Here is an 18641-nt window from a genome sequence, read left to right as displayed (position 1 = left end):
GCAGCATCCGGTGCGAGGGTGGCGCGCGCAGTCCGGGATGCGCCATCCGGGAGTGTGCGGACGGACGGCGCGGCGGGCCTTCGCCAGAATGTTCTGTCGGGGGCGGGGCGGATCAGCCGAGTTCGAAGGAAGTGATCCCGAAGACCGTCGCCAGATCCATGGCGCGCACCGGGCCGGTGTACATCCGCGCCGTCTCGAAGCTGGGCTTCATCGCGTACCGCTCGGCCAGCGCCACCGCCGCCGCGTTCGGCTCCGGCACGTCCAGCGCCACGTCGAGCGGAGTCCCGGGTTCGGAGGCCGCCGCGAGCCCGGAGACCAGAGCCGTGAACAAGGCCTCGGCGATCTCCGGGGTGTCGGCGAACAGCGGGCCGACCTTCGCGAACGCCGGTGCCGGTCGGATGACGCCGTACCCCACGAGCCCGCCGTCGGCCACGGCGGCGTACGCGATGTGCCCCGGCGCCGACAGCCAGCGGTCCAGGAACACCGGACGCTCGGCCGGGAAGCGGCCGCCGTCGTAGGCCTCGATCGCGTGCCGGCCGACCTGGTCGGCCGGCACGATCGTCGCGCCGCCGGACGTCGTCGTGGCCACCGCCGCGGCCGGCCCGACGTAACGGATGTTGCGGTGCGCGAGCTCGAATCCGGAGCGCCGGTAGTTGTCCTGCTGGTCCAGCACGCCGTCCAGCCCGATCACGCGGTCTCCGGCGTGCTCCAGCCCGGCCTGCCAGGTCGCGTAGCCGTGTCCCCGGCCCCGGAAGTCCGGGTGTACGAGGTAGAACCCGAGGAAGGAGAAGTCCTCCCCGTAGTTCACCACCGACACCGCCGACACCGGCCGGCCGTCGATCCGGCCGACGAAGAACCCGTCAGGGTCCTGAGCCAGGAAGCATTCGCCGTCGGCGGGGCCGGGATTCCAGCCCTCGCCGGCGGCCCAGGACTCGAAGACCGGCAAGTCGGTGGCGGTGGCGCGGCCGATCTCCAGCCGCGCCGCCTCGTCCGGGCCCGTGCCGGCCCTCTCATCCTGGTTCATGCCTACAGGTCCTCTTCCATGGCGGCCAGTTCCTCGGGGGTGCCGTAGCTGATCGGGCCGCGGTAGGTCCGGCGGGCCGTCACGAACCACCATACGGTCGCGATGGCCAGCACGACGGCCAGCGCCACCGGGGCGTAGTTGAAGGACTTGTGGGTGATCGGGTACTGCTGCGGCAGCAGGAACAGGATGCTGCTCAGCGCGATCCACACCACCGCGACGGTCGCCACCGGCCGGCTCCAGCGGCCCAGGGACCACGGGCCCGGCGTGAAGTCGTCGCCGCGCCGCAGCCGCAGGAAGATCGGCACGCCGTAGGAGCCGAACAGCCCGATGACGTTGACCGAGACGATGGCCTGGAACGCGACCGTGTTCCACAGCGAGGGCACACCGAGCAGGAAGGCGCCGACCGCGGCGAACCAGACCGACTTCACCGGGGTGTGCGTGCGCTTGCTGACCGAGCGCCACAGCTTGCTGCCGGGGATCGCGCCGTCGCGGGAGAAGGCGAAGATCTGGCGGGAGTTCGAGGTCATGTTCGCCAGTCCGCAGAAGAAGATCGCGCCGCAGACCACCAGCAGCAGCAGCTTGGCGGTGGTGGTGCCCAGCGCGTCGACGAAGATCTGCGCGGCCGGCTCGTTGGCCGAGGACTCGGTGCCGTAGTTGCCGGCCGACATCGAGAACGTCAGCGCCAGGATCAGCACCAGACCGGCGATCCAGGAGAACGCGATCGAGCGGACGATGCCCTTGGGCGCCGAGACCGCCGCGCGCGTGGTCTCCTCGGACATGTGCGCCGAGGCGTCGAAGCCGGTGAAGGTCCAGCTGGTGAACAGCAGGCCGATCATGCCCGCGTACAGCCCGGACTTGAAGCCGGTGCCGTTGACGAAGTGGGTGAAGGCGAAGCCCGCCGAGTTGTGGTGCGAGGGGAACACGATCAGGTAGAAGGTGATCACCAAGCCGCCGATCAGCAGCCAGGCGATGCTGATCTTGTTCAGCAGCGCGACCAGCCCGACGGTGTAGGTGTTCAGCAGCGCGTGGATCAGCAGGATCGCGCCGTAGATGGCCAGGACCTCCGGCGCCCCGGGGTTGAAGCTGTGCCACTGCAGGGTGGCCAGCGCCACGGCGAAGTTGGCCAGCGCGAAGTCGGTGGCCGCGGTGCCGCCGATCTGGCCGATGAAGTTCAGCCAGCCGGTGAACCAGCTCCAGACCGCGTTGTGCCGCTTGGCCAGCTTCGCCGACCAGTAGTACAGCGCGGCCGAGGTCGGGAAGCCGGAGGTGATCTCGGCCATCGCCGCGCCCACGAACAGCACCAGCAGGCCGACCACCAGCCAGCCGAAGACCATGATGCGCGGCCCGCCGGAGATCATGGCGAAGCCCAGCGCGGTCATCACGCCGGAGATGAAGTTGATGATCGTCGCCGAGATGGCGAAGTTCCCGAACGCGTTGACCCGCCGGGCCAGCTGCCGCGGATAACCCAGTTCGCGCAGTGTCTGGTCGTCGTCGGGCATCTCCACCGAACTGCCGGTGCGGCCTGTCGATGTGGCGGAAGTCGCCATCTGTCGTACCTCTCAGGGGAAGGGGGGTGCGAAGGACGTGCCACGCGAGGGCGTACGCGGCCGGGGGGTGGTGGTGGATCCGAGCGGATCCGAGTTGAGCGGCGTGGATCCGAGCGGATCCGAGTGGATCAGAGTTCGGACAAACAGCGCTCCCGGGCCATGACGAGCGCCAGTTCGGGGTTCCCATGCAGCGACCACGGCATCGTCAGCGCGTAGGGGCCGATGGCCTCGAAGACCTCGGCCGCCAGCCGCCACTGCGAGCCGGCCCACAGCGCGTGCGCCAGGTGGTGCAGGTCCGGCAGCAGCACGCCGTTTCCGCCGGACGGCAGGAACCAGTGCGTGTAGCAGCGTTCCGTCTCCTGCTCGGCGTACGCGGTCGACCAGTTCCGGTACGTGAGCAGGACCTTGTTGAGGTCGTTGCGCTCCAGCTGCTGCCGGAACGCCTCGATGAAGGCCACCAGCTGCAGGACCAGCAGCGCCGACCCGCTCGGCGCCTGGCTGGCGATCCAGTGCGCCACCGAGGACACCGAGGCCACCGAGCCACCGCTCTTGGGCCCGACCGCGGCCAGCAGGCGGTGGTGCGCCTCGCGGTTCCACGGATCGCGCCGCCACAGCTGGCCCATCGTCTGCCACGGCCCGTCGACCGACAGCTCCGGCGGGCCCGGCACGTTGTCCGGCGCGGCCGGGGCCAGGTGCAGCAGCGCGATCCAGGGCAGCGGATCGTCCGGGAAGCGCTCGGCGGCCTCCAGGCACTGGTTCCGGGTCAGGTCGATGAGCCCGTAGGCCCGAGGATGCTGCGCGCGGTGCGCTTTCAGGGCCCTGATCACGTTGGTGCGCAGCCGCAGCAGCGCCGCCTCCGGGCTGTCGGGCTCCTCGGCCAGCCAGGCGGTGTCCACCCCGTTGGACGCCGCGATCTGGGCCAGGACGAGGTAGCGGTAGTCGCGCACGTCCTCGCCGGCCTGCCGGTCGGCCAGAAGCTCGCCGGCCAGCGTGTACCGCCCGACGCGAAGTTCCTGAGTGGTGGTCGCCAGCCGCCGGTCGCGGCCGGCCGGGTCCCAGACCAATTTGAGGTTTCCCTCGCCCGGTCCCTTACGTTTCGCCACGGCGGGCCTCTCCTGACGAGGAGGCCCTGAGAGAGGTCATCGCGACCGTCCCTGTGCTGGAGAGGACGGATGGTCCGCGCAGTGTGTGCACACCGGACTGCCACCGCCTCCGTGTCGTCTGTTGTCAGGGCCCGAACTGAACGCGGAATACCCAAGCCGAAAACACCCGGTTCTGGAAGCGCACAGACTGTGCGCCGACCATGCACGAACCATGCGACAAGGGCCCTGACCTACCAGTATGCTGACCGATATCGCTGACTGTCCGCATACTGCCGGTCGCAGTCCGCTGGCATCGGGAAAGGGGGTATTCATGGCCAAGTCCAGGCAGTCCAGACTTCGCCGCGCGGGGCTGGCCCGCGCCCGCGAAGCCGCCGGGCTCACCCAGGAGGCGTTCGCGCTGAGGGCCGGCGTCGAGGTGTCCACCGTCGTGCGCTGGGAAAGCGGATGCACCACCCCGCTGCCCGGGAAACGGCCCCAGATAGCGAGGGCGCTCGGCGTCGGACTCCAGGACCTCGAGCGGCTCTTGACCCCGGAGGTCCCGCAGCCCTACGCCACCGGCTGGGAAGGCGCCGACGACGGCCGGCTGGCCGCGATCGCGGGAGTGCGCGAGGAGGTCGCGAAACTGACCGCCGAGTACGACGCACGGCCCGCGACGGGTCTGGTGGTCCAGGCCGCGGGACTGCTGGGGCGCGTCGAGATGCTGCGGGCCGGGGCGAACGGAACCTCTGGCGATGCCCAAGCTCCGCACCCGGCCGAGTCGCCGCAGCTGTCGGTGACCGGGGCCGCCGGCGCACCCCTGCCGATCGCGAACGGCGCCGCGTCCGCATCAGCATCCGCACCTGGTCTCGGTCCCGGCCTCGTACCCGGTCTCGGCCCCGGCCCTGACTCTGGTTTCGGCTCTGGTCTCGGCCTCGGGCTCGGCAACGCACCCGGCCCCGCATCCGGCCCTACTCTCGGCTCCGGCTCCGATCCCAGCCCCGGCGCTCCCATGCGCTGGCGCCGCGACCTGGACGTCGCCGAAGCCGAAGCGGCCCTGCTCCTCGGCCGCCTCCTGTGGGACGCCGCCGGCCGCCGCGACTCCGCCGCGGCCCAGGAGTACCTCGACCGCGCCGCCCGCCGCGCCGGACAAGCCGGCGACTCGGTTCTGCACGTCACCGCGACCCTGCGCTCGGGCTTCGTCGGCCTCTACGGCGGCGACCCCCGCACCGGCGTGCGCAAGTGCGTACAGGCCGCTGTCATCGCGGCACCTGTCAGCGAAGCCCTGTTCGCCCTGGCCCGCCTGCACGCCGCCGAAGGCCACGCCCTGCTCGGCCACGCCGCCGAATGCGACCGCGCCCTCACCACGGCGCGCGGCGCCATGGCCGCCATCAGCCCCGAGGACCCGGCTCCCGGCGTCTGCCCGCCCCGCGCCTACCAACGCCTGTCCGGCTCCGCGCACCTCGCCCTAGGCCGCCACGGCGAGGCGCGCGTCGCCCTCACCGAGGCCGCGATCCGCTACGAGCCCGGCAAGGTGCTCGCCGTGGTCCTCGGCCACCTGGCGCTCGCCTGCCTCGGCGAGGGCGACACCGAGGCCGCGCTGCGCCACGTGCGCACCGCCATCGAGATGGCCGAGGCCACGCGGTCGGTGGGCGCGCTGGCGGTGGCGTGCCGGGCGGGCCGGGAGATCCTGCGGGGACCGGGGGCAGGGGGGTCCGAGGCGATGGAGGTGGTGGACCGGTTGCTGGCGGTGCTCGCCGACTGACCCCGGGAATCAGCCTCCTGAGCCGAGCCGCGGCACCAGGGCGCCGGCGATGATCATCGCGAACGCGGCCATCTTCGGAGTGGTGATCCTCTCCTTGTAGATCACCGAGAGCTCGGTCACCCGCCTGGTCAACCGCCTCAACGCCGCCGAGTTCACCTACCGCCCAACTCACCGGCCTGGTCGCCGCCCTGCGCCTCGACCGCCCGGTGCTCGTGGCCCACTCCAGCGGCGCGGCGGTGGCCGCGGAGGCGGTCCTGGAGTCTCCGCAGAGCTACAGCGGCCTGATGTTCCTGGACGGCGACGGCCTGCCGATCCCGAGCCCTCCCACGTGGATCCTGGGCCCATTGCGTACCTCGGCCCTGCGCCTGGTGCTGCGCTCGGACTGGGCCGTCCGCACCATCTACGCCTCGGAATGCGGACCGGCGTGCCCGCGACTGGATGCCGCGGGCGTGGAACGGTTCCGGCGTCCTTATCAGGTGGCCGGTGCCGAACAAGGACTGTGGGACACCATCGACAACGTCGGTGGGCCGGGCCTGCCGGCCTCCCGGCTGGCCCAGCTCAAGAACCTGTGCCTGCCCAAGGCGGTCACCTTCGGTGCGCAGGACTCGATGTTCGCGGACAACGCACCCGGAACCGTCGCCGCGAACATCGGAGCACCTGCACCGACGGTGATCCAGGGTGCCCATCACCTCTCGCTGATCTCGCATCCGGCACAGGTGGCGGCGTCCGTGGAAGCGCTGGTGGCCCGCGGCGGGTCCGGTTGCTGAGCATCAGTCCACTGTGACCGCGTCCAGATCCGGCGCGTACGCCGTGTCGTTGTGGAACTTGATCGTGTTGCTCCCGGCATTGAGCTGCACCGTCACACTCGCTGTGGCAGGCGTCGCGAAGCTGGTCCCGGTCAGCTGCTCCACGATGTCCGGGCCGCCGTTGACGCTGATCGAGAAGCTCCGGGTGCCGCTGACCAGATAGGCGAAGGTGAGCGTGTGGCTGCCGGCCGCCGGCTCGGTGATCCCGTTGATCGTCACGTAGTTCGCCGCGCCGTCGCCGATGTACCCGACCTTCTTGCCTCCCGAGCACGCCGCGCAGGAGGCGACCTTCGCGGCCCCGGCGACGGTGTTGCCGGCCGCCTCGGCCTCGATCGTGACGCTCCCGCCGCTGCCGGTCGGCACCGCCTTGATCAGCTTCACCGCGCCGGGGCCGAGCGTCACGCTGTACGTGCCGCTGACGGTCCCCAGCGACGCGCCGCTCCACAGATCGGTCGCGCTCGCACTGTCGGAAATTCCCGCGGCCGACAGCGGGACGCTCACCGTGGTCGAGCCGGTGCCGCTGTAGTTGAACAGGCCGATGACGACGCTGCCGTCCTTCTCCTTCTTGCTGTACACCTGCTGGTTCCCGCTGTTCACGATGCGCGAGGCATCGATCGCGTCCTGGTCGACAGCCAGGACGCGACCGTTCTTCAGGTAGCCGAGCTCGGTCTGGTTCAGGGCGGTCAGATCGGTGCCCAGGATCAGCGGGCTCGCGCCCAGCGCCCACAGGCTCATCTGCGACTGCTGCTCGGCGTCGGTCAGGCCGGTGGCCGAGCCGTTGCCGACTTCCAGCGAGTCGTAGTCGTTGAACGCCCCGGGGCCGCCGTCCGGCTGCCACGAGGCCACCTGCCCGAACCGGCTCTGAACGTGGGACCAGTCGGTGAGGGTCCCGGCCGTGCTGCAGCTGCTGTAGCACTCGATGTCGCCGCTGGTGCGCCAGCCGTTGGCGTACTGCTTCCAGGTCGCGGCGCTGCCGATCGCCAGGTTGTTGGACAGCTCCAGGTGGATCGGCCGTCCGGTCTGCACCAGCGCCTTCGACCACGCCTGGATGTCCGGGACGTCGGAGGTGCCGACGCCGTCGATCTTCACGTAGTCCACGCCCCAGGACGCGAACTCGTCGGCCCAGGAGTCGATGAACGCCTGCGCGCCGGGCTTGCTGTAGTCGATGCCGACCATGCCCTTGCAGTTGTAGTTCTTCTCCGCCGTGGTGGTCGCGATGTCCTTGACGTGGTAGGACGTGCCGAGGATCGCGCTGTTCTGGGCGACGGCCTGCTGGGAGACGCCCGGTGTGACGTAGAGGCCGAACTGGAGGCCGTCGGCGTGCACGTGGTCGGCGACGGTCTTGATCCCGTTGGTGCTGCCGGAGGCCGGGAACTTGGTGGCGTCGGTGACCCAGCGGCCGTTGGCGTCCACATTCGGGCCCTGGCTCCCCGGGCACTGGTACCAGAAGTCGTCGACGTTGACGTACTGGAAGCCGGCCGCGGCCAGCCCCGACGCCTTCATCGCGTCGGCCTGCGCGTCGATCTTCGCGGCGGTCGGGTCCTTGCGCACGAAGCTCCAGCTGGACCACCCGAGCGCCGGGGTGAGCCCGACGCCGTTGTCCTCCGCGTGCGCCGGGGCGGCGGCCCCGACCGGCGGCAGCAGCGCGGCCACCACCGCCAGCCCGACGGCCGCGGTCCACGTCCTGATCCCGGTGATTGCTCGCGAACGTCGCCTCATCGTGGGCTCCCGCTAGTAAAGTAGATTTACTCGGTTCCGCAGCGCAAGGTACTGCGTCACGCGGTCCACGACAAGGGTCGGATGAATGATCTCAAGGTTCGATGATGAATCCCCACGAAACCCTGTTCAAGTCCCACACTTTTCGGATCCCATTGCCGAAACCTCGGATGTTTGCTTGACTCCGCCGCATGACAAAGCGTTCTGTGCCGCCCGGTATCAGATCTCTGATGATCGCAGCGGCGACGGTCTCCCTTCTGGGTGCGGCGGGATCGATGACGATCGGCCGCGCCGCCACGCCGGCGGTCGCCGGACAGGCCCATGCCGTCACCGGACAGGTCTACGTCTCGCCGAGCGGCAGCGACAGCAACCCTGGTACCGCCTCCGCCCCGGTCCAGACGATCGGCAAGGCGCAATCCCTGGTCCGCGCGCTGGACCAGAAAATGAGCGCCGACGTGACAGTCGTCCTGGAAGACGGCTTCTACCGCATGAACAGTCCCCTGACATTGACCGCCGCCGACTCCGGCACCAACGGCCACAACGTGATCTGGACCGCGGACACCGGCGCCCATCCGGTGCTGGCCGGCTCGGCCCAGATCACCGGCTGGAAACAGATGAGCACCGGCAGCGCGATCTGGGTCGCGCAGGCGCCCTCGGGCCTCCAGACGCGGCAGCTCTACGTCAACGGCTCCCGCGCGGCCCGGGCCAACGGCGCCCTCCCGGCTGCCCTGACCGGTCAGAACTCGACCGGCTACAGCGGCGGCGCCTCGACGATGGCCGGCTGGCGCAATCCCAGCGGCGCCAAGCCGCAGCTGGAGTTCGTCTACCGGGGCGGTCTCGGCGCCTGGACCGAGCCCCGCTGCCCGGTCGCCTCGTTCAGCGGCGCGGCGGTGGCCATGGCGCAGCCGTGCTGGACCAACTCCACGGCCCGGGCCGGCTCGTTCCCCGACGGCCGCGCGTACAACCTGGTCGGCCGCAGCTCCATCACCGAGCAGCCGACGAGCGTGGAGAACGCCTTCCAGTTCCTCAGCGCCAGTACTCCCGGCCAGTGGTTCCTCGACCAGGGTGACAGCAAGCTGTATTACGTCCCGCGCCCCGGCGAGACGATGAGCTCCGCCGACGTCGAGGCGCCGGTGCTGCAACAGCTGGTCGCCGGCGGCGGCACCGCGTCGGCGCCGTTGCACAACGTGGTGTTCTCCGGCATCCAGTTCTCCTACGCGACCTGGCTCGGGCCGCAGTTCCACACTCAGGGCACCAGCGACGGCTTCTCCGAGATCCAGGCGAATTACCAGGTGACCGGAGCGAAGGGGGCGGCCTCGCAGGGGCTGTGCCATGTGCCGCCGTCGAGCTACACGCTCGGATCGTGCCCCTACGCGGCGTGGACCCAGATCCCCGGCAACGTCTCGCTGACCTACGACCAGCACATCCAGTTCACCGGCGACGCCTTCGTCCACCTCGGCGCGGCCGGCCTGGCCCTCGGCGACGGCTCGCAGAACGACGTGGTCAAGGACGACGTGGTCACCGACGTGTCCGGCACCGGGATCGAGCTCGGCAACGTGGACCTGCCGACCGCCACCGGCGCGTCGCAGACTTCTGGCAACTCGGTGACCGACAACCACGTCTTCGACGTCCCGGTCGAGTTCCACGGCGGCATCGGCATCGACTCCGGCTACACGGCGCACGACACGGTCAGCCACAACCAGATCGACCACACGCCCTACACCGCGATCTCGCAGGGCTGGGGCGGCTGGCCGGACAAGGAGAAGGAGGCGCCGCAGGCGAACTTCTCGCACGACAACGCCATCTCCAACAACCTCATCTTCGACCACATGAGCCTGCTCAACGACGGCGGCGCCATCTACACGCAGGGCATCACCGGCAGCTCCCTGGCCAACGGCGAGCACGTGTCCGGCAACGACATCCACGACCAGACCGGCAGCGGACACGTCATCTACACCGACAACGGCTGCACCTTCGAGACCATCACCGGCAACGCGGTCTCCAACAACCCCAACGCCCAAGCCTGGGCCTCGCGGCACTCCGACTACGCCCCCGGCGCGACCACGACCTACGACCCGACGGACGTCGAGGGCAACTACTTCCAGAACCCCTCGGGCTACACCACCGGCGGCGGAGTCACCGTCGCGAACAACACCACGATCACCGGTCTGTCGCAGGTCCCCGCCTCGATCGCGGCCAACGCCGGCATCGAGGCCGCCTACAAGGGCGTCCTCAGCTGGACGCAGGCCCCGCTGCCGCCGGTGTCGAAGTGAAGACGGGAGCGACTCCGGCCCGGCGCTCCGGCCGTCTGGTCGCGGCGAGCCTGGCCGGTGTTCTCGTCGCGCTCCCCGCAGCCGGGCACGCGTCCGCCGGCACCCGGACCCCGGCTGCCGCCACCCCCGTGACCGTCACCGTCGACCACAGCGCCGCGGGCAGCGTCGGCACCGGCTTCGCAGGCTTCAGCTACGAGAAGGACCGCGTCGGCGCCGGCATGTTCGACCCGCACGACACCGCGCTGGTCGCCCTGTTCCGCCTGCTCGGTCCCGGCTACCTGCGCATCGGCGGGAACCTGGTCGACATCGTGAACTGGAACCCGGCCGGTGCCGGCGGCTCCGCCTCGGAGATCGCGCCGGCCGACGTCACGAAGCTGGCCGCGTTCGCCAAGGCGACCGGCTGGCACGTCATCTACGGCATCAACCTCAAGACGAACACTCCCGCCAACGCCGCGTCCGAGGCGGCCTTCGCCGCGCACGCGCTGGGCTCGAACCTGGTCGCCTTCGAGATCGGCAACGAGCCCAACGTCTACGACACCGAGGCCGCCTACGAGGCCTCGTTCAACACCTACGCCGCCGCGATCCGCGCCAAGGTGCCGCACGCGGTGTTCGACGGTCCCGGCACCTACCGCCACGGCAGCTGGGACGCACAGTTCGCCGCCGACGAGAAGGACAACGGCCTGGCCATGCTGTCGATGCACATGTACATCGGCAGCAACACCACGGCCTCGATCGCCGGCATGCTCTCCTCCAACCCGAGCAGCTTCGCCGCCGACGCGGCGGCGATCGCCGGCGCCAAGTCCGCCGACCACATCCCGCAGTGGCGTATGACCGAGGCCAACTCCTACTTCCACGGCGGGGCCGCCGACATCAGCAACGTGCAGGCTGCCTCGCTGTGGTCGCTGGACTTCATGGAAGGGCTGGCGGCCGACGGCGCCGCCGGCGTGAACTTCCACGGCGGCACCTCGTCGCAGTTCACCCTGAACTACTCGCCGATCGCCTTCAACGGTCTGACTCCCACCGGAGTGCAGGGCGTCTACTACGGCGAACTCCTGTGGAGACTCGCCGGCCCCGGCACGCTCCACACGGCCGCGGTCACCGGCGGTACCGGCGTCTCGGCCTGGGCGATCGGCGACAACGTCATCCTCGACAACAAGGGCACGACCGCGATCACCGCGACCGTCACCCTTCCCGCCCCGGCGACTTCCGGCTCGTCCTACATCCTGACGGCGCCGTCGCTCACCTCGACAGCGATCACCATCGCCGGTTCCAGTGTGAGCGGCGCCGGCGCCTTTGCTCCGCATCCGACGCACATCGCCGTCTCCGGCACTCGGATGACCGTCAACGTTCCGGCCGGCAGCGCCGCACTCGTGGTCACGCACTAAGCAGGCCGGCCACCAAGAACACAGGCCGGCCACCGGGAACAACTGTGGGGCGCGCGTCCACCAACACGCGCGCCCCACTCATCCTCCCGTCAGCCCTCCCGCATCAGGAAGGAAGGTTCCACTGCTGGTTCGCCCCGTCCGTGCAGTCCCAGATCTGCAACCTGGTCCCGTTCGCCGAACTCGGTCCCGTGGCGTCCAGGCACCGTCCGGAGGCGGTGTTCACCAACTCGCCGTTGGCCTGGTGCTGCCATTTCTGCGCCCCGGTCCCGTTGCAGTCGTACAGCTGCACCTGCGTCCCGTTCGCCGTTCCGGCGCTCGTCACGTCCATGCACTTGCCGAGGGCCTGCAGCGAGCCGTCCGCCGCGACCGTCCACTGCTGGGCGCCGGTGCCGTTGCAGTCGTACAGCTGCACCGCGGTGCCGTTCGCCGAGTTCGCGCCCGCCACGTCGACGCACTTGCCGCCGTAGCCGGTGATCTGGCCGGTCGGGGTGCCGGTGCCGCCGCCGGTGCCCTGGGTTCCGCTCCAGGTGAAGGTCGCGGAGGTCTGCGCCGGCAGCGAGTAGCTGAAGGTCTCGTTGCCCCAGTTCACCGTCAGCGTCTGGGTGCTGCCGGACTCGTTGTACGCCACCAGGGCCTTGGACCCGTCGGGGTTCTGCCAGGCGACGTTCGGGATGCTGCTGTTCGCCGTGGAGTCGATGCGGTACGCGCCGGGCTTCACGAACTTGGTCAGCTGCCCCATGTCGTAGTACTCGATGTTGTAGTCCACGTGGCCGGACTCGCCGTCGCCGTTGTGCACGGTGACCAGGCCGGTGCAGGTGCCGCAGCCGCCGTTGTGCGGGCCCATGTTCTGGTCCACGGCCAGCGACCACTTCACCACCGACTTACCCCAGTTGCGGGTGTAGTCGACGATGTTGTTCATGTCCTCCTGCTGCTGGTTGGCGATCCAGGTGCCGCCGGAGTGCTCGGTGTCGTAGGCGTCCACGTTCGGGTACTGGTTGTGGATGTCCGTCTGCGTGGTGACGCTGCCTTCGTAGCCGTGCCAGGCGATGCCGCCGAAGTTCGGGTCGTTGCGGACGGTCGCGTCGTCGACGGTGGGGGCGCCGTACGAGGCGTAGCTGTCCGGGTTCCAGTCCAGGGCCAGCACCTTCGTCGACAGCCCCGCGGCGTGGAAGGCCGGCAGCAGGTCGTTGGCCGTGAAGTAGTCCAGGCCCGATCCGTTCCACTGCATCGAGGGATAGCCCGAGCAGCAGGTGGGCTCGTTCTGCACCGACACGAAGTCGATCGGGACGCCCTGGGCTTGGTAGGCCTGGATGTACTTGACGAAGTACTGCGCGTAGGCGGCGTAGTACTGCGACTGGAGATAGCCCTGGCTGTAGGCGCCGCTGTCCTTCATCCACGGCGGCGCGGTCCACGGCGTGGCCATCACCTTCAGGCCCGGGTTGAGCTGCTGAGCCTGCTTGGTCAGCGGCAGGACGTCGGCCAGGTCGTGGGCGATCGAGAAGTTCGCCAGCGTGGGGTCGGTCTGGCCGGCGGGCATGTCGTCGAAGGTGTAGTTGTACCGGGCCAGGTCCGAGGCGCCCATCGGGTTGCGCAGGAAGTCCAGGCCGATGCCCGACGTGGGGCTGAACAGGTTGGTCATCAGGGTGTTGCGGGTGGCGGCGCTGAGCGCGCCGCTGCTGTTGATCAGCCACGCCGCGGTGTCGGTGAAGGACGCTCCGGCGCCGGTGAACTGCTGGTAGTGCGTGTTCTCGTTGACGTTCACCACCTGGCCGGCGCTGCCGGAGCCGGCGGTGAAGGCGATCGGGGTCTGCTGCTGCAGGCCGCGCGTGACGTTGCGTCCGCCGGAGTCGCTGGTGGTCGTCAGCCAGATGTTGACCGACTCGTTCGCGGCGTGCGCGGGGCTGTCGGCGAGCGCGAACCCGGACGTGACGAGCGCCGCGGCCGTCACCGCCCGGATCAGAAGTCTGATCCGGCCTCTGACGGCCGAGCCTGGGGACGTTTTCGGCATGGGGGCACCTCGGAACTGCGTGTGGGGGAGTGGGGAAGGTGCACGGGCTGCTGCTTGATCATCAGCCCTTTTATTTCACTTCTTAGTTCAAGACGTGATTGAACTCCGGGCGCCCGCTCTCGTCAAGGGTCTAAACCAATCCGGGGGGAAGGTGTCCGGTGCGGATCAGCACGGACCAGACCCCGGCGCCGAGGTCGTGGCAGAATCGCCTCCCGTGACCTCCCGCGCCCAGAAAACGACACGTGACCTGCGGTGGCACAACCGCTCGGATCTGCTGACGCGGCTGTATCTGGGCGAGGTCACCAACCGCAACGATCTGGCGCGGGCCTCCGGCCTGAGCGCGGCGACGGTCAGCAACGTGGTCTCCGACCTGATCGCCGACGGCCTCGTCGGCGAGAACGGCTCGCAGAGCTCGGCCGGCGGCCGCCCGCGCTCGCTGCTGCGCGTGCTCCCCGGCTTCGGGCACGTCGTGGGCGTCGACATCGGCGAGACCGAGATCCGGGTCGGGCTGTTCGACTGGACGCTGACCCCGGTCGCCGACGAGGTGCGGCCGGTGGACACCCCCAGGGTGCCGCCCCGGCAGGTGGCCGACCAGATCCTGTCCGAGATATCGGCGGTCACCTTCCGCGCCGGGATCACCGTGGAGGACCTGGTCGGCGTCGGCATCGGCGTCCCGGGCGCCGGCGGTTCGGTGATCCACGCGCCCACCCTCGGCTGGTCCGCGGTCCCGCTGGCCGGCCTGCTCCGCGACCGGCTCGGCTTCACTCCCGACGTCGACAACGGCGCCATGGCCCTGGGCCAGGCCGAAGCCTGGCGCGGAGCCGCACGCGGAGCCGAACGCGCCGTGACCCTCCTGCTCGGCATCGGCGCCGGCGGAGCGCTGTCGCTGGCCGCCGGCCCCGGCGGCCGGGCGCGCAGCTTCACCATGGAGTGGGGACACACGGTCGTCGACCTCGAAGGCCCCGTCTGCCGTTGCGGAGCACGCGGCTGCCTGGAGGCGTACATCGGCGCCGAGGCCATTCTCGCGCGCTACGAGGCCACGCCGGGCAGCACGCCGCTGAGCGCGAACGGTATCGAGGCGCGGCTCGCCGAACTCGTCGCCCGCGCCGCACAGCACCGCGAACCCGCGGCGCTCGACCTCCTGGACGCCACCGCCACGTACCTCGGCGTGGGAATCAGCAACCTGATCAATCTGATGGCCCCGGACCGCGTGATCATCTCCGGTTGGGCCGGCGCGCTGCTGTGCCAGGCGTCGATCCTGCCGGCGGTCCGGGCCGCCGTGCGCCAGCACGCGCTTCCGTACTTGGACGAGTTCACCCGCATCGAGCCGGGCGAGCTCGGACCTTCGGCCACGGCGCTCGGCGCGGCGACGTTGCCGGTGGCGCGGCTGCTGGCCGACGGCGGACGGCGCGGGGACGGCTGAGCCCGCCCCCGCGCACGGTTGTTTCGGATGTCCGAGGCGCCAGACCTATTGGCTGTCTTACTGGTTGCCTTACTGGGCTGCCTTACCGGTTGCCTTACGGGACGTACGAGGCCACCTCGGCCGCCGGGTCGAACTCGGTGTGTTCCCACTTCCACCGGGTCAGCCGCGGTATGACCCAGTACCCGTAGATCCCGAGGGTGATGCAGGTGAAGAACCACCATTTGATCCAGTTGCCGAACAGGCCCCAGGCCGACCCGGTGAACGCCAGCCGCCGGCCGTCGATGTAGGAGTGCTTGGCCTGCCAGCGCTGCATCAGCACCACGCCGAACGGGTAGCAGATGCCGAGCGTGAACACGGTGACGAGTCCGGCCAGCAGGGCGGTGCCCCAGAACGTGGCCGCGCCTCCGTCGAACGTGAAGCGGGTGCCTTCGCGTGCCATGGTGCTGACTCCTTTCAGCGGTGTCGCGGTGGAGCGAAGCGGTGGGTCTCAGGACGAGCTCGGCGGCGGCGGGTGGTAGCCGGCGACCGTCGTCAGCTGGCCGTTGCCGAGGATGAGCGTCCCGGCGATGCTCCCGATGCCGTCGCTGTCGAGGCTGACGTACTTGATGTCGAGCCGCAGCACGCCGCTCACGTCGAGGTTGATCTGCGCCGGGTGGCCGAGCGTGGGCGTGAAGGTGGCGATCTTGTCGCCGTCCCCGTCGATCTCGATCGTCGGGTGCAGGGTGGACTTCGCCGAGTTGTCGTCGAGCCCGATCAGGCCGGTGAACTTCGTGTAGTCGCGGCCGAGGTTGTAGCCCACGTCGCCGTTGTTGTTCGCGTCCTGCAGGTCCTGGGCGATCGTGAACTGCTGAAGCGTCCCGTTGAGCATGGGGTTCGCGTCCTGCGACTTCCACGCCCCGCCGGCCGGCGTCAGGTCGGACAGCGGGACGACGCCGATCTCCGTGGTGTTCGGGGTCAGCGGGGTGGCGGGCTGCGATCCGGTGCCGGTCCCGGTCGGAGTGCCAGTGCCGGTGCCGGTGCCGGTGGCTCCCGTGCCCCCTCCGTCGCCGGATATCGCGGACGTCGCCCCCGGCGCGGTCACGGTGATCGTCGGGCCGGGCGCGCCGGCGCTTGGCGTCGACCCGCCACCGCCGCCGCCGCCGAATATGGCGCCCAGCGCACCCCCGACGATCAACGCGACGACCGGCGGGACCACGGCGAGTATCTTGCCGCCGGGGGTCTGCAAGGCCGCGCGCACATGGTCCATGGCTCCGACGTCGGAGCCGGAGCCGGGGCCTTCGTTCGGCTCGGTCATGTTCGTCCTCCTCGAGTGTCAGGACCACGGTGGACCTGTTGCGAGGCGGACAAACGGTTTTAGTACGGGATTCGCGAGATTTCCGATCGGAGGTTACCCTCGCGGACAACACCTTTTCAAGGGAACGCCACGGCGCGCAGCTTCTCGATATCCCGCACCGCGATCCGACGATAACCGTTGTTGACAATGCCGGCTTCGCGCAAATGTTTCAGTGCTTTGAAGACGGTGGGCTCGGCGGCCCCGACCAGAGACGCGATCTCCGGCTGCGTCAGCGGCCAGCGGATGACGATGTCCGTGCCCTCGTGCTCGCCGTATGTCATGGCCAGGTCGTATATGACACGGGCCAGGCGGGTCGGCGCGTTGCTGCCGGCGAAGTCGATCCGGCGGCTGTTGGCGACCCGCAGCTTGTCCACGACCGAGCGGCTGACCGCCTGCGACAGCACCGCGTCCGCGGTGAGCGCGGCGAGGAAGTCGGACCGGGTGACCAGCCGGTACACCAGCGTGCCGCAGGTGGTGACGGTGGCCGAGCGCGGCTTGCCGTCCAGCGCGCCGAACTCGCCGACCAGATCGCCGCCGACCCGCACCGCCAGCAGCGCCTCGCGCTGGTCCTGGGTGCGGCCGGTGACCTTGACGACGCCGTCCAGCAGGATCAGCACCGACGTCGACTGGTCCTCCTCCCGGATCAGCACCGTGCCCGGCGGGCGCTGCACCATGATTCCCAGGTTCAGGAACCGTTCGCGTGCGGCGTCGGACAGGCCGCCCAGCAGGCTGGTCTCCGGCCAGCGCCACGTGCCGCGCGCGGCGGACCGCCGTGGCCTTCGCAGGGGATCCGGGCCCGAACGGTCCAGACGGTCCATGCGGTTCTCCTCCGCCATCGCCCGAGAAATCGGATTGCCGAGAACATTGTGCGCTGCGGACTTCTGAGCCGGGCCGTTTACCCGGAAGCCCGGGGGATTCCACGGAATCCGTATTGGTACGGGGTTCGCTCGCTCGAATTGGTGAACAGTGGGGGTCCGGAGGGGAGGAGCCGGCTCCAATGCTCTGTTACCAAGGGGGTTCCTATGACCGACGAGGGGAATGGATCGCAAGGCCCGGATACCGGGTCCCGGCGGCTGTGCGTGGCGCTGTCCTCGGACCGGCCGGGAATCCTGGCCGACGCGTGCGGACGCGGACAGTTCGGCCGCCTGTTCCTGGCGGTGCTGGACGACGGGACGCAGGCCGCGATCGCGCCCGCGGGCATCGACGAGGTGCGGCTGGTCCGCGATCTGGTGGGGGCGGTGAGCGCGCAGCTGCCCGGCGCGCCGAGGGCTGATCCGCGGCCGACGCTGCTGGCGCTGAACGTCGGCATCATGCGGGTGCTCGACGACGGCTTCGCGGGAGCCGGCCTGGACCGGGCCCGGGGCCTGGCGAACGACGCCGCGGTCCGCACGGCGGTCGGCGGCCAGGCACGTCCGGGATTCGCAGTGGTGCTGTCCGACGGCTTGTACACCGACCTGTGCGACGAGGGATACGCGCTCGAGGACTGGCACCGAGTACAGAGCTCGGGTGCGTGGTTCCGCTGCTTCGACGCGGTGCAGACGTGAGGGGAATCGTGAACGATCAACCGGAATACCGCTCGATCCTCGCCGTCGACATCGAGAAGTCCTCGGGACGCGGCAACCAGGCCCTGCTGACGATCCGCGAGGCGCTCGGGCGCTGCCTGGCCGAGGCGGTCGGGCGCAGCGGCGTCGTCTGGGACGACTGCCTGGTCGAGGACCTGGGGGACGGGCTCCGCGTGACGATGCCGGCCGGCACCCCGCGGGCCTTCCTGGTCCATCCGCTGGTCCCCGAACTGGTCGCGCGGCTTCGCGACCACAACCGGCTGCACGCCGCCCTCGGCCGGATCCGGGTGCGGATGGCGATGCACGCCGGCGACGTCTTCATCGGGCCGCAGGGCGTCCCCGCCGGCAGCTCGCTGATCGTCCTGGCCCGCATGCTCGACTCGCGGGCCTGCCGCCAGGCGCTGGCCGACGCGCCGGAGTCGACGCCGTTGGCGCTGCTCGTCTCGCAGCACTTCCACGACGAGACGATCGCCCACGGCTACGTGGGCATCGAGGCGGACGACTTCCGCCGGGTCGAGGTGGAGGAGAAGGAGTATGCGGCCGGGGCGTGGCTGTACGTACCCGGGGCGCCGTCCGACGAACCGATGCCGAAGGGTGCTCCGTCTGCTCCATCACAGCGGTCGGAGGGCCACGCGTCCATGTCCGTCGTCGCCAACGACTCCGCCCGGGCGATCGGCGTCCAGCACGGCGACGTGCACATCCACAACCTCTGAACGGATC

14 protein-coding genes and 1 pseudogene are annotated in these 18641 nt (G+C 70.0%); 7 read left to right on the top strand and 8 right to left on the bottom strand.

What is annotated here, in order from left to right; all coding sequences use genetic code 11:
- Window positions 1-112: 112 nt before the first annotated feature.
- The 3 genes from ABIA35_RS22660 to ABIA35_RS22650 all read right to left on the bottom strand — a co-directional run bounded on the left by ABIA35_RS22660 (window position 113) and on the right by ABIA35_RS22650 (window position 3674).
- Window positions 113-1024, bottom strand: coding sequence for a GNAT family N-acetyltransferase (locus ABIA35_RS22660; protein WP_370359217.1), 912 nt, complete (start codon window positions 1022-1024; stop codon window positions 113-115).
- Window positions 1025-1026: 2 nt separating this feature from the next.
- A complete protein-coding gene (locus ABIA35_RS22655) occupies window positions 1027-2571 on the bottom strand; it encodes an amino acid permease (RefSeq protein WP_370344583.1) in 1545 nt (514 codons plus the stop codon).
- 128 nt (window positions 2572-2699) lie between these two features.
- Window positions 2700-3674 (bottom strand): hypothetical protein, encoded by a 975-nt coding sequence (locus tag ABIA35_RS22650; RefSeq protein WP_370344582.1) that lies wholly within the window; start codon window positions 3672-3674, stop codon window positions 2700-2702.
- Window positions 3675-3984: 310 nt separating this feature from the next.
- Here ABIA35_RS22650 and ABIA35_RS22645 point away from each other — a divergent pair, with 310 nt between their 5' ends.
- Together ABIA35_RS22645 and ABIA35_RS22640 are read left to right on the top strand one after the other, a co-directional pair.
- Window positions 3985-5415 (top strand): helix-turn-helix domain-containing protein, encoded by a 1431-nt coding sequence (locus ABIA35_RS22645; RefSeq protein WP_370359216.1) that lies wholly within the window; start codon window positions 3985-3987, stop codon window positions 5413-5415.
- A gap of 155 nt (window positions 5416-5570) precedes the next feature.
- A pseudogene (locus ABIA35_RS22640) lies at window positions 5571-6182 on the top strand (alpha/beta fold hydrolase); the annotation flags it as partial.
- A 3-nt stretch (window positions 6183-6185) separates the two neighbouring features.
- Here ABIA35_RS22640 and ABIA35_RS22635 read toward each other — a convergent pair.
- Window positions 6186-7940 carry an alpha-galactosidase gene (locus ABIA35_RS22635; protein WP_370359215.1) on the bottom strand — a complete coding sequence of 585 codons (1755 nt, stop codon included), beginning with the start codon at window positions 7938-7940 and terminating at the stop codon, window positions 6186-6188.
- Between the two features lie 227 nt (window positions 7941-8167).
- Between ABIA35_RS22635 and ABIA35_RS22630 the strand changes: the two genes are divergently transcribed.
- Together ABIA35_RS22630 and ABIA35_RS22625 are read left to right on the top strand one after the other, a co-directional pair.
- On the top strand, window positions 8168-10210 hold the full coding sequence (locus tag ABIA35_RS22630; protein ID WP_370359214.1) for a right-handed parallel beta-helix repeat-containing protein: 2043 nt from the start codon (window positions 8168-8170) through the stop codon (window positions 10208-10210).
- Window positions 10207-11595, top strand: a complete 1389-nt coding sequence (locus ABIA35_RS22625) for a glycosyl hydrolase family 79 C-terminal domain-containing protein (protein WP_370359213.1) — start codon at window positions 10207-10209, stop codon at window positions 11593-11595. The genes ABIA35_RS22630 and ABIA35_RS22625 overlap by 4 nt, the downstream gene beginning before the upstream one ends.
- 103 nt (window positions 11596-11698) lie before the next feature.
- Here ABIA35_RS22625 and ABIA35_RS22620 read toward each other — a convergent pair whose 3' ends face one another.
- Window positions 11699-13603, bottom strand: coding sequence for a ricin-type beta-trefoil lectin domain protein (locus ABIA35_RS22620; protein WP_370359212.1), 1905 nt, complete (start codon window positions 13601-13603; stop codon window positions 11699-11701).
- Between the two features lie 214 nt (window positions 13604-13817).
- Between ABIA35_RS22620 and ABIA35_RS22615 the strand changes: the two genes are divergently transcribed.
- Complete coding sequence (locus tag ABIA35_RS22615) at window positions 13818-15026, top strand: ROK family protein (protein ID WP_370344574.1); 1209 nt, start codon at window positions 13818-13820, stop codon at window positions 15024-15026.
- 94 nt (window positions 15027-15120) lie between these two features.
- Here ABIA35_RS22615 and ABIA35_RS22610 read toward each other — a convergent pair whose 3' ends face one another.
- The 3 genes from ABIA35_RS22610 to ABIA35_RS22600 all read right to left on the bottom strand — a co-directional run bounded on the left by ABIA35_RS22610 (window position 15121) and on the right by ABIA35_RS22600 (window position 17177).
- A complete protein-coding gene (locus ABIA35_RS22610; RefSeq protein ID WP_370344573.1) occupies window positions 15121-15465 on the bottom strand; it encodes a DUF898 family protein in 345 nt (114 codons plus the stop codon).
- A gap of 48 nt (window positions 15466-15513) precedes the next feature.
- Complete coding sequence (locus ABIA35_RS22605; RefSeq protein WP_370359211.1) at window positions 15514-16320, bottom strand: NPCBM/NEW2 domain-containing protein; 807 nt, start codon at window positions 16318-16320, stop codon at window positions 15514-15516.
- 116 nt (window positions 16321-16436) lie between these two features.
- Window positions 16437-17177: a Crp/Fnr family transcriptional regulator gene (locus ABIA35_RS22600; RefSeq protein ID WP_370344571.1), complete on the bottom strand. Its 741-nt coding sequence runs from the start codon at window positions 17175-17177 to the stop codon at window positions 16437-16439.
- A 204-nt stretch (window positions 17178-17381) separates the two neighbouring features.
- Between ABIA35_RS22600 and ABIA35_RS22595 the strand changes: the two genes are divergently transcribed.
- Together ABIA35_RS22595 and ABIA35_RS22590 are read left to right on the top strand one after the other, a co-directional pair.
- Complete coding sequence (locus ABIA35_RS22595; protein ID WP_370344570.1) at window positions 17382-17903, top strand: hypothetical protein; 522 nt, start codon at window positions 17382-17384, stop codon at window positions 17901-17903.
- An 8-nt stretch (window positions 17904-17911) separates the two neighbouring features.
- Window positions 17912-18634, top strand: a complete 723-nt coding sequence (locus ABIA35_RS22590; protein WP_370344569.1) for a hypothetical protein — start codon at window positions 17912-17914, stop codon at window positions 18632-18634.
- Window positions 18635-18641: the final 7 nt, after the last annotated feature.

The sequence above is a fragment of the Catenulispora sp. MAP12-49 genome, assembly GCF_041262705.1.
Classification (GTDB): Bacteria; Actinomycetota; Actinomycetes; order Streptomycetales; family Catenulisporaceae; genus Catenulispora.
The sequence above is the reverse complement of the archived record's forward strand: the minus strand, read 5'-3'. Positions and strand labels throughout refer to the sequence as shown.